The sequence below is a fragment of the Lacinutrix gracilariae genome (genome assembly GCF_042684485.1).
In the GTDB taxonomy this organism is placed as follows: Bacteria; Bacteroidota; Bacteroidia; order Flavobacteriales; family Flavobacteriaceae; genus Oceanihabitans; species Oceanihabitans gracilariae.
Genome location: NZ_JBHULM010000045.1, coordinates 1 through 14,858, shown reverse-complemented (window position 1 = coordinate 14,858; position 14,858 = coordinate 1). Strand labels below are relative to the sequence as shown.

Here is a 14,858-nt window from a genome sequence, read left to right as displayed (position 1 = left end):
AAATAAATTTATGTTAACTTGTCTTTTTAGTTTAGCGGTTATAGATACTATTCAAATTTCTATGTTTTCTGTTTTAGAATTACTAATAGTTCCTATTATTACCTTATTTTATTTTCTATTACGAAAAAAGAAATCTTTGTATTTTTCGCTGTTTTTGGGATGTTATTCTTTAGCAGATATTTTGCATATAATAGATGGAGATAATTTATATGAAATCTTTTATTTTGCTTGTAACATACTTTACGTAATATCTTTTTTCTTTTTAATTCTAGAAATCTTCAAAACATTAAATGTAAAAGTGCTCTTTAAAAAGTTCTTGGTTCAAACTATTGTTTTAGCAATGCTTATAATTTATCTATTTACTGTTTTGTCTGGTATAATAGATCCTGTTTTGTTTGAAACAAAAGTTTTAAGTTTGGTAAGGGTTGTAGAGCATGGTTATAATTTAATGTTATTAATTATGTTGGCAGCATCTTTTTTAAACTTTTTAGAAAATGATACTACAAAGTCTTTGTATCTATTTATTGGTTGTCTTTCGTTAAGCTTTTCAGAGTTTATTTTAATAGGTTATTACTATTTAACAGAATTAGAAATATTAAGCTATATCGCTACTTTCTTAAATGTGTTTGCTTTTATTATATTTTATCTTCAGTCTAATTTAGTTGTAGGAGTTAAAAAGAAAAGTAATGCCTTTGTATAGTAAACATTCGTTTGCACGCTGTTTTTTTTCTATTCATTTTTTATCATTATAAAGCCCTTTTATATATTTTTTTGAGAGAATTATCTTCAAAAAAAGCATGTATTTATGTATTTCATCGATAAATCAAGTGTTTTTATCGATGATTGAAAAAATTGTAATACATTTGTTTTAACCTACTTATGATTATGATTTTAAACCAATGGAAAAATAAACTTCCAAGCAATGCCTTTTGGTGCGTATTGTTTACGCTTATATGTGTTAATATTTTTGCGGTTATTAGCGGAAATAATTTGCTGCAGCAAATAACAAAAACACTCTTTATTCCTATAATTTTTACTTACTTACTATTAATAGGTAAGCAGATTAAAACATGGATTTTAGCATTTTTGTTGTTTTCGTTTACAGGAGATGTAACTTCTAATATAACATCTAGTTTTATGCTTTTAAATATTTCAAGCTTCTTTTATTGTTTGAGCTATTTAAGTTTAATTGTGGCTGTTGCAACAGGTATTAAAAAATTAAAGTTAGATAAGGTTATTAGAGCGTATTTAATTTCTGTCTTTTTAATTAACGCAATTTTGCTTTATGTTCTTTTTGATTTAATTAAGTATTATATTCCAGATAGTATAGAAGTTACGCTGTTTGCTGTTAAAAGCATCGCTTTAATAACTCTAGCCTTTATTTCTTTTGTAGATTATTTAAATTCAGAAACCAAAGGTTCTATATTATTTTTAATAATGGTTTTATGTTTTGCTTTTTCAGATGTGTTACATTATATAAGTGTATATTATCTATACAACTGGAGTTTTGTATTACTAGATAGGATTTTACATATTGTTGGTTTATTATTTCTGTTCAATTATATAAAAGAAAGAAATAAAACCACTAGCGATATAGAAATAAAAGCAAAAGCTTTTCTTAATAGTTTACACTAGTATAGAGGTTCCTTCTGCTGCTTTGTTTTTATCTGCATCAAAATAAAAATCAATTTTTCCTAAGTTTATTCCGTAGCAACCAACTTGATTTACTAAAACATTTTTGCCTTCACTATTTTTTGTAACTGTAGGTTTTGGTAAAAAAGTATGCGTATGTCCACCTATTATTAAATCGATGTTTTTAGTAGCTTTAGCTAATGATAAATCGCTAATTTTTGAAGGCGCATTTTTGTAGTGGTACCCTAAATGCGATAAACAAATCACCAAATCACATTTTTGATCCTCTTTTAATATTCTGGTCATTTCTTGAGCTGTTTCTACAGGATCAAGATAAACCGTTTCTTTATACATGCTTTTGTCTACTAAACCATTTAGTTCTATTCCTAAACCAAAAACGCCAATTTTGATACCATCTTTAGTAAAGGTTTTAAAGGGTTTTACAAAAGCGTCTAAAACAGTGTTTGAAAAATCATAATTAGCTGATAAAAAGTCAAATTTAGCATGTGGTAATTGTGCTAATAAGCCGTCAATACCATTGTCAAAATCATGGTTTCCTATAGTAGCTGCATCGTATTTAAGCATGCTCATAAGCTTAAATTCTAACTCTCCACCATAATAGTTAAAATACGGTGTGCCTTGAAAAATATCTCCAGCATCTAGTAGTAAGGTGTTTGGGTTTTCGTTTCTAATATTTTGTATTAAACTCGCTCTTCTGGCAACACCTCCTTGGTTCGGGTTTCTACCATCATCAGGTCCAAAGGCATCAATATGACTGTGTACATCATTAGTATGCAGTATGGTTATTTTAGTAGTTTTACTTCCAGAGGTAAATGATTGTAAGCCTAAACCTCCTAACGTAATTAAAGCAGCTGTTGCAGATGTCTGTTGTATAAAATCTCTTCTTTTCACAAGTGTAAATTTTGTTAGTGGTTTCTTATTTTGTTTGAATAAATCTGTCGTCAATAACAGGGTTAATGGTGTCTGTCTTTTTAAAGTAATCCACCAAAGCGTTTCTTACTTTATAGTTTAAAACGTATAAACTATCATTGGTTTTAAAAAAAGTCATTCGGTCACCTCCATTGTATAAATAATCATTGGTTACCACATAATAGCTTTTGTTAGCTTCAATAGGTTTGTTATTTATAGAAGTTTCTATAACGTTAAAGTCTTTGTCCATTTTAATTTTTAATCCAGAAATAGGATGCGCACGTTTTGCTTTTGTTAAGTAATGAACTAAGCTATCTTGTATGGTTTTTCCTTTCATTTCAGCAACCACAAGACTGTTTTCAAAAGGCATGATTTCATAAGCTGTTCTTGTACTTATGTTTCCTTTAGATATAATGGCACGAATACCTCCATGGTTTAGTAAAACCATATCTATGTTTTTTCCGGTTCTTTTGTTAAAAACAATATTCGATTCTTGAATTACTGCATCTGCAAATAAGTTACCAATTGCAGTGTTGTAATTACCATCTTTTTTAGAGTAGGTGTCAACGGCATAAGAAATAACACTATCTAAATCTTTATTAACGTGCTCTCTGTAAGGTTTAATAAACGCTTCAATCTCTGGGTTAATGGCTAAACTATCATTAATGTTAATTTGTTTTCCTTCTATTTTAGTAAGGGATAGTTTTTCCTGTTTACAGCCAAAAGTTAAGAAGGCAAAAACAATAAAAAAAAGATGTTTATAATTCATAGGTAAAGAATAGGTTTTAATACGCAAAACTAACTACTTTTGTTACCTTTGCAAGAAAGTATAAAGATAAATGATTTTAAAGGGTTTTAAACAAAATTCTACTAAAAAATATATTAGTAAATTATTAGATGCTAGAAAGGATTTTGTGGCTAATAATAAAATCTCAAGCCTTGCTGTACTAGTAAATATAGATGAATATGATGATTTTGAATCTTTTATACAATTTGCAAAACTAATTAATATTGCACCAAATAATCTTAAAATTATAGCGTTTACATCTAATAAAAAGAAGGACGTAGATGCATTGAATTTTTGTTATAATCCAAAAGACTTTGCCTGGAACGGTAAAGTAAAGCATGCAGAACTTCAAGAATTTATAAAAACACCTTTTGATGCTTTAATTAGTTATTACCAACAAGATGTATTGCCACTTAAAGTGATCACAGCAGCATCTAAAGCAAAATTTAAAATTGGTGTTTTGCAAACAGACAACAGATTGAATGATCTTATTATTAATACTAATTTCAAGCAATTTGATTTATTTAAAACCGAACTAATAAAATACCTTAATACATTTAATAAAATAAGTAATGAATAAAAATTTCACTGGTACAGGAGTTGCTTTAATAACACCTTTTAATGACGATTTAAGTGTAGACCATAAATCGCTTGAAGAAATTGTAGAGTACAATATAGCAAATGGTACAGATTACCTAGTTATTAGTGGTACAACAGGAGAGAGTGTAACGGTTACAGCTGAAGAAAAAAAGGCAATAACCAACACGGTTATAAAAGCAAATAATGGAAGACTACCTTTAGTATTAGGAATTGGTGGTAATAATACTGCGCAAGTTGTTGAAGAAATTAAAAATACAGATCTATCTAATATAGACGCTATTTTATCGGTATCTCCATATTATAGCAAGCCAACACAAGAAGGATTGTACCAACATTTTAAAGCTGTGGCAGAAGCGTCTCCAGTTTCTATAATTTTATATAATGTTCCTGGTAGAACAGCAAAAGATATGACACCAGAAACTACTTTGCGTTTGGCACAAGATTTTAAAAACATTGTTGCTGTTAAAGAAGCAGGAAATAATGTACACCAGTACTTACAATTATTAAAAAATAAACCCGAAGATTTTCTAGTAATTTCTGGAGATGATGACTTAGCTCTAGGAGTTGTATTAGCAGGTGGAGCAGGAGTAATTTCTGTACTTGGTCAAGCAGTACCAAAAGAATTTACAACCATGATTAATTTAGGTTTAGAAGGTAAAGCTAAAGAAGCTTATGCGCTTCACTTTAAGCTTATGGATTTAACAAGCTTAATTTTTGCCGAAAATAATCCAGCAGGAATTAAAGCTGTTTTTCAAGCATTAAAAATGTGTAATGCAAATGTAAGATTGCCTTTAGTAGAGGCAACCAATGAGTTAAAGCAAAAAATAGCAGAAGCGCTTAAAGTTTTAGCCTAAAAGTTAAATATAACTTAAACCTATAAATTCCTTGATTTCATCAGTTATTTTAGCAAAATAAAATATTTTTAAAATCCATATTAAAAGACTAATTTTGCATTCTGTTTTAAAATCGAGAAAAAAGTAGATCTAAATAGGTGTACAATAGTAGCCTTGATTCTATTAAGAATGGCATGGTATAGTAAAAACAGTAAAATTTACAGATGAATAAATTAATTTATATAGTATTATTTGGTTTAGTATTAAGCTCTTGTAGTCCATATCAAAAAGCTTTAAATGGAGACGATATTGCGTCAAAATTTACAGTTGGTGAAGATCTGTACAATAAAGGGAAGTACTTGAAAGCAAATAGGTTGTTTGAGCAAATAATGCCACAATATAGAGGAAAGCCTCAAGCAGAAAAGCTTTCGTTTTTATATGCAGATTCTTATTACAAAGCTAAAGATTATTACTTAGCAGGTTATCAGTTTGATCGTTTTTCAACAACATACCCTAAAAGTGTAAAAGCAGAAGAAGCAGAGTTTCTTTCGGCAAAAAGTAGCTATATGTTGTCTCCAATGTACTCTAAAGAGCAACATGCTACTAAAGATGCTATAGAGAAATTACAAGTCTTTATTAATACTTATCCTAATTCTCCATATTTAGAAGAAGCCAATCAACTAGTAAAAGAATTAGATGGTAAATTAGAGAAAAAAGCATTTGATATTGCTTACCAATATTATAAAACGGTTGAGTATACCAGAGACTATAATGCAGCTATAAAATCTTTTGATAACTTTATATTTGAGTTTCCAGGATCTAAACTTCGTGAACAAGCATTGTTTTACCGATTAGATTCGGCATACAACCTTGCCATTAATAGTGTGGAAAGAAAAAAAGAAGAAAGACTAATAAAAGCTAAATCATATTACCTATCTTTTGTAAATAAATATGCAAATTCTGAGTATATAGACAAAACAAAAGATATGCTTGAAAATTTAGAAGAAGAATTAAAAAAATACAGTACTAAAAGTTAATATATATTATGGATTTAAAGAAGATTGATGCACCTACAAGTACAACAACGTACAATAGAAATGCAATAGATGAAGAAACAGGAAACATCTATGAATCTATTTCAATTATCTCTAAAAGAGCAGAGCAAATCAATTCTGAAATTAAAAAAGAATTAATTGAAAAGTTAGAAGAATTTGCAACATACAATGATAGCTTAGAAGAAATCTTTGAAAACAAAGAGCAAATTGAAGTATCTAAATTCTACGAAAGATTACCTAAACCACACGCTTTAGCAGTTAAAGAATGGTTAGATAATAAAGTGTACTACAGAGATACAGAAGCAGACAACCAGTAAAACATAAAGATGTCTATACTAAGTGGCAAAAACATACTATTAGGCATAAGTGCTGGTATTGCTGCTTATAAAACAGCATCACTAGTAAGGTTATTTATTAAAGCTGGAGCAAACGTAAAAGTTGTAATGACTCCAGCTAGTAAAGACTTTATTACGCCTTTAACCTTATCTACACTTTCTAAAAACCCAGTACATTCTTCGTTTACTAATGAAGAAGATACTAATGAGGTTTGGAACAATCATGTAGAATTAGGGCTTTGGGCAGACTATTTTATTATAGCTCCTGCTACAGCAAATACCATGTCTAAAATGGCAAACGGTGTTTGTGATAATTTACTTTTAGCTACCTATCTCTCAGCTAAATGTCCTGTTTATTTTGCTCCAGCAATGGATCTTGATATGTATAAGCACGCTTCTACATTAGCATCCTTCAAAAAATTAAAAGCTTTTAATAATATTATTATTCCTGCTGCAAGTGGAGAACTTGCTAGTGGTTTAGTTGGTGAAGGCAGAATGGCAGAACCAGAAGATATTGTTTCCTTTTTAGAAAACGATATTTTAAACAAGCTTCCGCTTCGAAATAAAAAAGTGCTAATTACTGCAGGTCCAACTTATGAAGCCATAGATCCTGTGCGTTTTATTGGTAATCATTCTTCTGGTAAAATGGGATTTGAATTAGCAAAAGCAGCTGCTAATTTAGGCGCAGAGGTAACCTTAATTTCGGGACCAACCCAACAAAAAGTAAATCATAGTTTAATACATTTAGTACCTGTAATTAGTGCGCAAGAAATGTATGATGCAGCACATCAGTATTTTAAAGATGTAGATATTGCTATACTTTCTGCAGCAGTAGCAGACTATAAACCACTAAAAGCGGCTACTCAAAAAATAAAAAAGAACGATACTACGTTAACATTAGAGTTAACTAAAACAAAAGATATCTTAGCTTCTTTAGGGCAAATAAAAACCAATCAATTTCTTGTAGGCTTCGCTTTAGAAACCAATAATGAACTTGAAAATGCAAAAGGAAAACTTAAAAAGAAGAATTTAAACTTAATTGTGTTAAATTCGTTAAATGATAAAGGAGCAGGTTTTAAAAAAGAAACCAATAAAGTAACACTTATTGATAATAAAGAAAATATAACAGCATACGCTCTTAAATCTAAAACAGAAGTAGCAACAGATATTTTTAACCAAATTATAAAACAAATTCATGCGTAACATACTATTAGTTCTTATACTGTGTATTGGTTTTGTAGGTTTTTCGCAAGAAATAAACTGCAACGTTGTAGTAAATGCACAACTAACAGGTAATGAAAATTTACAAATTTTTAAAACCTTAGAAAAACAGCTTAATGAATTTGTAAATAAAACAGTATGGACTAACAAAAAGTTTGCACCTCAAGAGCTTATTGAGTGTAGTATGGTTATTAATGTTACTGGGCAAACTAGTGATAATTTTAATGCCTCTATACAAGTGCAATCTGCAAGACCTGTTTACGGTTCTAGCTATACAACACCTGTTTATAATATTAATGATAAAGACTTTACGTTTAAATATCTAGAGTTTCAAAATCTTATATACAATCCCAATCAATTTCAATCTAATTTAGTTTCGGTATTAGCGTTTCATGTGTATATGATCTTAGGTTTAGATGCAGATACTTTTAAATTAAATGGTGGAGATACTTATTTTAAACAAGCACAAAATATTGTAAACTATTCGCAACAAGAAGGGTTTAGTGGTTGGAAACTAGAAGACGGTTTGCAAACCAGATTTGTATTGGCAGATAATATACTATCACCAACCTATAAAGTTTTTAGAGAAGTTTTGTATGATTACCATAGATTAGGTTTAGATACCATGAGTGAAAATGATAAGCAGGCAAAAGCAGAAGTTGCTAATGCTATTGTTAAAATGGATGCTTTGCACAGGCAAAGACCAAACTCTTTTTTAGCAAGAACTTTTTTTGATGCAAAAGCTGATGAAATAGAACAAATATTTTCTGGAGGACCTAATGTAGATATTAGCGAATTAACTGCTATACTAAACAAAGTTGCGCCAATGCACTCTAGCAAATGGCGAAACATTAAGTTTTAATTTAATTTTAGCGGCAAACAAAACAAATCTATAGGTTTTGTAGCACACTTAAAACTAAAAAAAATGCTAACCTCTTTATCCATAAAAAATTACGCTTTAATAGATGCACTTTTGGTTGATTTTAACCAAGGGTTTACCATAATTACAGGAGAAACAGGAGCTGGAAAATCAATTCTACTAGGTGGTTTGTCTTTAATTTTAGGAAAACGTGCAGATTTAAGCAGTCTTAAAAACACAGATAAAAAATGTGTTATTGAAGCCGTTTTTAATATTGAAAGCTATAAACTAGAAAATCTATTTAAAACCAAAGATTTAGATTTTGATAGCCAAACTATAATACGAAGAGAAATACTTCCTTCTGGTAAATCTAGAGCCTTTGTAAATGATACTCCTGTAAACTTAAATACCTTACAGGTGTTGGGTAAGCATTTAATAGATGTACACTCGCAAAACCAAACCATGCAATTGGTAGATGATGATTTTCAATTTCAAATAATTGATGCATTAGCAGATAACAAGGCTAATTTAAAAAGCTACCAAACCACATTACAAGAATATAAAAAGCTTCAAAAAGAATTAAAAGAGCTTTATGCTTTTCAAGCCGAAGCGCTAAAAGAGCAAGACTATAACGCTTTTTTACTAAAAGAATTAAATGAAGCAAATCTTGTAGATGGCGAATTAGAAACTCTAGAAGAAGAGTATGAAACCTTGAATAACATTGAAGAAATTCAAGATAAATTAACGCAGTCACACCAGTTATTGCAAGATGAAGAATTAGGTATTCTTAACTTGTTAACCCAATTAAAAAACACCTTACAAAAGCTTTCTACATACGCTAATACCTACCAAAATTTATTTACAAGAGTAAATAGTAGTCTTATAGAGTTAGATGATGCTTTTGCAGAAATAGAAACGCTTCAAGAAAATTTAGATGCAGATCCTAATAGGTTAGAAGTGGTTAATGCAAAATTGCAACTGCTGCATAATTTAATGCAAAAGCATGTAGCAGAAAATGTTTCAGAGTTAATTGATATAAAAGAAGCATTAGCTCAAAAAGTTTCAGAAACAGAAAACTTAGAAGAAAGCATCAATAAAAAACAAAAAGAGATACAAGCAGTAGCTAAAAAATTAGATACAATCGCTAAAAGTATTCATGATAAAAGGCATAAAACAATTCCTTCGCTAACTAAACAACTAGAAAGTATTTTGAGCGATTTAGGAATGCCAAATGCCCAATTTAAAATAGAAGTTACTTTAGCAAAAGAGTATACCTATAACGGAAAAGACCAACTCTCTTTTTTATTTTCAGCAAATAAAGGCGGACAATTTAATGCACTTAAAAAAGCTGCATCAGGAGGAGAGTTAGCAAGAATCATGTTGGCAATTAAATCTATTTTATCTAACTACATACAACTGCCAACTATAATGTTTGATGAAATTGATACAGGAGTTTCGGGTGAAATTGCAAATAAAATGGCAGATATTATGCAAAACATGAGTAATAGCATGCAAGTATTTGCAATTACACACTTGCCACAAATTGCTGCCAAAGGGCATACACATTATAAAGTGTATAAAGAAGATGTAGATGAAGTAACAACAACCAATTTAGTAAAACTAAGCCATGACAATCGTGTTGTAGAAATAGCACAAATGCTAGGAGGTCTAGAGGTTTCTACTTCTGCTATAGCACACGCAAAAGAATTACTTAATTAAAAACCATATTATGTAAGCATAACTAAATCCTTAATATTAGATACCTCATAAATATTAAATTAGTTATATTTGACCATCAATTTATAAAATTAACCATACCAAATAACATATTAAATATGTACAATTTATTAAAAGGAAAAAAAGGAATCATCTTTGGTGCCTTAGATGAAAACTCAATAGCTTGGAAAACAGCAGAGCGCGTTCATGAAGAAGGAGGAACCTTTGTATTAACTAATGCTCCTGTAGCGTTAAGAATGGGAACAATTAATGCTTTAGCAGAAAAAACAGGATCTCAAGTAATTCCTGCTGATGCTACTTCTTTAGAAGATTTAGAAAATCTTGTAGAAAAATCTATGGAGATTTTAGGTGGTAAAATAGACTTTGTATTGCATTCTATTGGTATGTCTATTAATGTAAGAAAAGGAAATGCATATACTAACCAAAATTATGATTGGACCCAAAAAGGAACAGATATTTCTGCAATGTCTTTTCATAAAGTAATGCAAACACTTTATAAAAAAGATGCTATGAATCCTTGGGGAAGTATTGTTGCGTTAACCTATATGGCTGCACAACGTGTTTTTCCAGATTATAATGATATGGCAGACAATAAAGCGTATCTAGAAAGTATTGCGCGTAGTTTTGGGTACTTTATGGGTAAAGACAAAACGGTTAGAGTAAATACTATCTCACAATCACCAACACCTACTACAGCAGGATCTGGAGTTAAAGGTTTTGATGGGTTTATTGCTTATGCAGATAAAATGGCACCATTAGGTAACGCAACAGCATTAGATTGTGCAAATTATACCGTAGCTATGTTTAGTGACCTTACAAAAATGGTTACGCTACAAAATTTATTCCATGATGGAGGATTCAATAATGTAGGAGTTAGTAATGAAGTAATGGAAGCGTTTGTGGGAAAATAACAACAAATTAACATTTTTATTGAATTATCAATAATAAAATTCCGAATAATTAAAAATCCGTTAAGTCTTTAACGGATTTTTTTGTTTTTAATCGATTTGTTAATCGATTGTTTTTAGTTTTTAGTTTGTAATTGCTTAATAATGAATAGATTGTAAGTCTATTAATTAATTTATTAACTAAAAAACCAAAAAAAATGAAAAAATTTACATTTTTCGGCTTTGTCATGCTTTTATTTTGCTTGCAAAGTTATTCTCAAGACACGTGTGCAAGCGCTACACCTGTCACACCCGGAACTATTACAGGAACAACAATTACAGACGCTACTTTTAGTGCAGATATGACATTACCTAGTGGCGACAATGCTGCATGGTTTGTTTATACTGCAACTGCAGATGGAACTATTGATGTATACTCTTGTTTTGGAGGAGCTGATACCGATTTAGCTGTTGGATCAGGTGCATGTGGTGCATTTACAGATATAGTTGCAAATGACGACGCCTGCGATTTAGGTTCAGGTAGTTTTTTTGCTTCTGAAGTTCTTAATTATGCAGTAGTAGCAGGAAATGATTACTACATTGAATGGTCTGATCAATGGTCAGCTGGACCATTTGATTGGACATTGACTTTTACACCTGCACCAGATTGCCCAGTACCAACAAATTTTGCACCAACAACACAATCAACAACAACTACAGAGTTTACTTGGACTGCAGGAGGAGATGAAACTTCTTGGGAAGTTGGTATTACTCAGCCAGATGCCACAGAACCAGATAATCCAGTACTAGTTTCTCAAGCTGCTGCAACTTTTGGTCATGATCCAGGGGAAACTAAATTGTATTGGGTTCGTGCAATATGTGGAGTTGGTGATGTTAGTGAATGGGTGACACTTGAATATACCTCGCTTCTAGTTGACCCTCCAGTAAATGATAACTGTGATGGAGCGCTTCCATTAGACTGTGGAATAACAATAAATGGTAACACTGAAAACGCAACAGTATCTGGTCTTAGTGCTACTTGTGGTTCATACACTTCATCAAACCCATTAGATTTGTTTTATTCATTCGTTGCAAATGGAACTAGTAGTTATACTGTAAGTCTTGATCAACCTGCTGGTGAAACTGGTTTAGATGGAGTGGTATTTATTTACTCAGGACCTTGTAATGATCTTACTACTATAGAGTGTAGTGATGGAGGGAACCCTGAAGAAGTTTTCTTAGATGCTCCAGTTGCAGGAACATATTTTGTTAGAATTTTTGATTACTCAGGAACATCAGCATTTACTTTAGATCTTACATGTACAGATCCTCCAGCTTGTACACAAGCAGTTGTAGATAGCTCTGTTGTAGTTGAAAGCTGTAATCCAGATGGTACAGGAACATTTACTGTAGATCACGTTATTTCTAATGCAGGTGATGCAGGTACTGTTTTTGATGATGGTATAAATACTTACCCTTTAATTGTGGGTACGGTAACCACAGGACCTTATAATAGTGGGGATTCCGTAGATATAAACGTGTCAGGAGTAGATCCAGATTGTGATTTCACAGTAGGTACTTATACAAATACTTGTCCGCAACCAGCACCAGCTAATGATGAGTGTGTAGATGCGGAACCTATTAGCTGTGGAGAAACTGTAAGTGGTTCAACTATTGACGCTACAGATAGTGGTGATAATTCATCAAATGATGTATGGTATGTATTAGCAGGAACTGCTAATGGTGAGGAAATAACTGCTAGTTTATGCGGATCAGATTACGATACCTATATTAGAGTATTTGATTCTTGTGGAGGGGCACAAGTCGCATTTAATGATGATGCTACAGGAGTATGTTCTCCACAATCTCAAGTAACCTTTACTTCAGATGGAGCAACTACCTATTATATAATGGTAGAAGGGTTTAGTACTAACAATGGTAATTTTGATTTAGCAATAACTTGTGTGCCGCCACCTTCATGTGTTCCAGCTACGTTTACTTTAGCAAATGGAGCAAATAATTGTCCTACAGAAGCATTCTTTGTAGAAGTTGATATAACAGATTTAGGAACTGCATCAACTGTAAATATCTCTGATGATACAGGTGTTCTTGAAGCAGGTGTTGGAATTGGTTCCTATTTTGTTGGGCCTTACCTTGCAAGTACTACAGTAAATATTGCTATAGAAGATGCTGCAGGTGATATTTGTAACGGAACAGACTCTATAATAACACCAGAATCTTGCCCTCCAGAAAATATAGATTGCGCAAACGCAACAACAATTGCTTGTGGTGAAACAATAAACGCTACCTCATCAGGTTCTACGGGAACCCAAGAAGACAGTGGTTGTTTTATGGGAGATAATGGTATTTGGTTTACATTTACAGGAACAGGAGACGATATGACTGTAGATACTATAGCTAGTTTTGATCATGAAGTAGCTATTACTAGTGGTGCTTGTGGTGCTTTAGTAAATGTTGTTTGTGATGATCAATCAGTAGGAGCAGAAACACATACTTTTACTTCTGTATTAAATGAGACTTATTATGTGTATGTTGCTCATTATTCTAGTGGTAGTACAACTACTGGAACGGTAGATATTACGCTATCATGTGCAGCAATACCAACCTGTACACCAACTACAGTAGATAGTTCTACAATTGTTGGTGATTGTGTTAATAATGAGTTTAGCGTAGATGTAGTAGTTTCTAATGTAGGAGATGGAACAATAATTACAGATGGAACAAATAATTATGCAATAATTGCAGGTACAGTTACTGTTGGACCTTATGTAGCAGATGGAACTTCTATAACTTTAGATGTGGTGCATTCGGATGCTGATTGTGATTTTACAATAGGTGCATTCGATTATGTTTGCCCTCCATCAAATGATGAGGTGCCTGGAGCAATAGAATTGATAATTGGAGATACTATGTGTGATGGTAAAACCGTTGCAACTAATGTGGGTGCAACTACATCTGTAGAAGCAGGAGCAACTTGTGGAACTCCAGAAGGAGATGTATGGTTTAAAGTAATTGTGCCAAGTACAGGAGAAGTAACCATTGAAACTTCTTCATCTACAGGAATAAACCCAATTAGCGATACAGTAATGACAGTATATTCTGGAGTTTCTGGAGCTTTAGTTGAGGTTGAATGTAATGACGATGGTGGTGCAGGTTTATTCTCTTTAATTGAGTTAACAGGTTTAAATCCTGGTGACACATTATTTGTTAGAGTTTGGGAGTTTGGTGACGATACAAAAGGATCTTTTGATATCTGCGCTTGGTCACCTTCAACACTAGGAATAGAACAAAATAACTTTGAAGGTTTTAGTTATTATCCTAATCCTGTAAAAGGCACATTAAACTTTAATACCAATGTTAGTATAGAAAAAGTAAGTGTGTTTAATATGTTAGGACAACGCGTTATAAATCTTACTGAAACTAATATTCAAAATATTGATATGTCTAGCTTACAAGTAGGAGCATATATTGTTCAAGTTTCTATAAATAATCAAACAAAAACTATTCATGTAATTAAAGAATAGAAACCTATAGAAAAGTAGTATATACTTTTTTAATAGTAAAAGGCTTTGTTGTTAAACAAAGCCTTTTTTTGTGCTTTTATTTTGTATTCAATTACAAGTGTTCAATACTGTTTAAATATCTTGTTTTTAATGTTATAGAGTTTATGTTGCATGTAGTTTTAATGTCAGTATTGTATTTGGTCGGTGTTTTCTTACTTTTTATCTAATTTTTATTTTTTTAGGTTTTTACTTTAATTATTATTAATAGTTTTATTCTTTATGCTATTGAATATTAACTTATTAACAAAAACCAAATTAATATGAAAAAAATTACTTTATTATTTTTTGCAATGTTTGCCTTTTTTTTGCAAGCTAATGCACAATCCATAATTAATATTACTACCTCAGGAGGTAGTTATACAAGTGAAAAATGGGTGTCTATAACCGATGGTGTAGAT

13 protein-coding genes are annotated in these 14,858 nt (G+C 31.4%); 11 read left to right on the top strand and 2 right to left on the bottom strand.

Annotation, left to right across the window (positions count from 1 at the left end; genetic code table 11):
- The first annotated feature begins 10 nt into the window (after nt 1–10).
- Both ACFSSB_RS15835 and ACFSSB_RS15830 read left to right on the top strand, forming a co-directional pair.
- Complete coding sequence (locus tag ACFSSB_RS15835; RefSeq protein WP_379906074.1) at nt 11–700, top strand: hypothetical protein; 690 nt, start codon at nt 11–13, stop codon at nt 698–700.
- A gap of 185 nt (nt 701–885) precedes the next feature.
- Nucleotides 886–1,635 (top strand): hypothetical protein, encoded by a 750-nt coding sequence (locus tag ACFSSB_RS15830; protein ID WP_379906072.1) that lies wholly within the window; start codon nt 886–888, stop codon nt 1,633–1,635.
- Here the strand turns inward: ACFSSB_RS15830 and ACFSSB_RS15825 are convergent.
- Both ACFSSB_RS15825 and ACFSSB_RS15820 read right to left on the bottom strand, forming a co-directional pair.
- Nucleotides 1,627–2,544, bottom strand: coding sequence for a bifunctional metallophosphatase/5'-nucleotidase (locus ACFSSB_RS15825; RefSeq protein WP_379906070.1), 918 nt, complete (start codon nt 2,542–2,544; stop codon nt 1,627–1,629). The two genes, ACFSSB_RS15830 and ACFSSB_RS15825, sit on opposite strands and share 9 nt — an antisense overlap.
- 25 nt (nt 2,545–2,569) lie before the next feature.
- Nucleotides 2,570–3,331, bottom strand: a complete 762-nt coding sequence (locus tag ACFSSB_RS15820) for a 5'-nucleotidase C-terminal domain-containing protein (protein WP_379906068.1) — start codon at nt 3,329–3,331, stop codon at nt 2,570–2,572.
- Nucleotides 3,332–3,401: 70 nt separating this feature from the next.
- Between ACFSSB_RS15820 and ACFSSB_RS15815 the strand changes: the two genes are divergently transcribed.
- The 9 genes from ACFSSB_RS15815 (at nt 3,402) to ACFSSB_RS15775 (ending at nt 14,421) form a co-directional block, all read left to right on the top strand.
- Entirely contained in the window at nt 3,402–3,929 is a 528-nt protein-coding gene (locus tag ACFSSB_RS15815; protein ID WP_379906066.1) for a DUF6913 domain-containing protein, read from the top strand.
- Nucleotides 3,922–4,803, top strand: a complete 882-nt coding sequence (dapA, locus tag ACFSSB_RS15810; protein WP_379906063.1) for a 4-hydroxy-tetrahydrodipicolinate synthase — start codon at nt 3,922–3,924, stop codon at nt 4,801–4,803. The genes ACFSSB_RS15815 and dapA overlap by 8 nt, the downstream gene beginning before the upstream one ends.
- A 203-nt stretch (nt 4,804–5,006) precedes the next feature.
- Nucleotides 5,007–5,819, top strand: coding sequence for an outer membrane protein assembly factor BamD (locus ACFSSB_RS15805; protein ID WP_379906061.1), 813 nt, complete (start codon nt 5,007–5,009; stop codon nt 5,817–5,819).
- 8 nt (nt 5,820–5,827) lie between these two features.
- Nucleotides 5,828–6,154: a DNA-directed RNA polymerase subunit omega gene (locus ACFSSB_RS15800; RefSeq protein ID WP_379906059.1), complete on the top strand. Its 327-nt coding sequence runs from the start codon at nt 5,828–5,830 to the stop codon at nt 6,152–6,154.
- Between the two features lie 9 nt (nt 6,155–6,163).
- Nucleotides 6,164–7,375 carry a bifunctional phosphopantothenoylcysteine decarboxylase/phosphopantothenate--cysteine ligase CoaBC gene (gene coaBC, locus ACFSSB_RS15795; protein ID WP_379906057.1) on the top strand — a complete coding sequence of 404 codons (1,212 nt, stop codon included), beginning with the start codon at nt 6,164–6,166 and terminating at the stop codon, nt 7,373–7,375.
- Nucleotides 7,368–8,255, top strand: coding sequence for a type IX secretion system protein PorD (porD, locus tag ACFSSB_RS15790; RefSeq protein ID WP_379906055.1), 888 nt, complete (start codon nt 7,368–7,370; stop codon nt 8,253–8,255). The genes coaBC and porD overlap by 8 nt, the downstream gene beginning before the upstream one ends.
- 63 nt (nt 8,256–8,318) lie before the next feature.
- Nucleotides 8,319–9,971 carry a DNA repair protein RecN gene (gene recN / locus ACFSSB_RS15785; protein WP_379906053.1) on the top strand — a complete coding sequence of 551 codons (1,653 nt, stop codon included), beginning with the start codon at nt 8,319–8,321 and terminating at the stop codon, nt 9,969–9,971.
- Nucleotides 9,972–10,087: 116 nt separating this feature from the next.
- On the top strand, nt 10,088–10,900 hold the full coding sequence (locus ACFSSB_RS15780; RefSeq protein ID WP_379906051.1) for an enoyl-ACP reductase FabI: 813 nt from the start codon (nt 10,088–10,090) through the stop codon (nt 10,898–10,900).
- Nucleotides 10,901–11,094: 194 nt separating this feature from the next.
- Nucleotides 11,095–14,421, top strand: coding sequence for a T9SS type A sorting domain-containing protein (locus ACFSSB_RS15775; RefSeq protein ID WP_379906049.1), 3,327 nt, complete (start codon nt 11,095–11,097; stop codon nt 14,419–14,421).
- Nucleotides 14,422–14,858: the final 437 nt, after the last annotated feature.

Coding starts and splice junctions, on each gene's coding strand:
- ACFSSB_RS15835 (WP_379906074.1), top strand. CDS start 11: ATGTTAACTTGTCTTTTTAGTTTAGCGGTTATAGATACTATTCAAATT.
- ACFSSB_RS15830 (WP_379906072.1), top strand. CDS start 886: ATGATTTTAAACCAATGGAAAAATAAACTTCCAAGCAATGCCTTTTGG.
- ACFSSB_RS15820 (WP_379906068.1), bottom strand. CDS start 3,331: ATGAATTATAAACATCTTTTTTTTATTGTTTTTGCCTTCTTAACTTTT.
- ACFSSB_RS15815 (WP_379906066.1), top strand. CDS start 3,402: ATGATTTTAAAGGGTTTTAAACAAAATTCTACTAAAAAATATATTAGT.
- dapA (WP_379906063.1), top strand. CDS start 3,922: ATGAATAAAAATTTCACTGGTACAGGAGTTGCTTTAATAACACCTTTT.
- ACFSSB_RS15805 (WP_379906061.1), top strand. CDS start 5,007: ATGAATAAATTAATTTATATAGTATTATTTGGTTTAGTATTAAGCTCT.
- ACFSSB_RS15800 (WP_379906059.1), top strand. CDS start 5,828: ATGGATTTAAAGAAGATTGATGCACCTACAAGTACAACAACGTACAAT.
- coaBC (WP_379906057.1), top strand. CDS start 6,164: ATGTCTATACTAAGTGGCAAAAACATACTATTAGGCATAAGTGCTGGT.
- porD (WP_379906055.1), top strand. CDS start 7,368: ATGCGTAACATACTATTAGTTCTTATACTGTGTATTGGTTTTGTAGGT.
- recN (WP_379906053.1), top strand. CDS start 8,319: ATGCTAACCTCTTTATCCATAAAAAATTACGCTTTAATAGATGCACTT.
- ACFSSB_RS15780 (WP_379906051.1), top strand. CDS start 10,088: ATGTACAATTTATTAAAAGGAAAAAAAGGAATCATCTTTGGTGCCTTA.
- ACFSSB_RS15775 (WP_379906049.1), top strand. CDS start 11,095: ATGAAAAAATTTACATTTTTCGGCTTTGTCATGCTTTTATTTTGCTTG.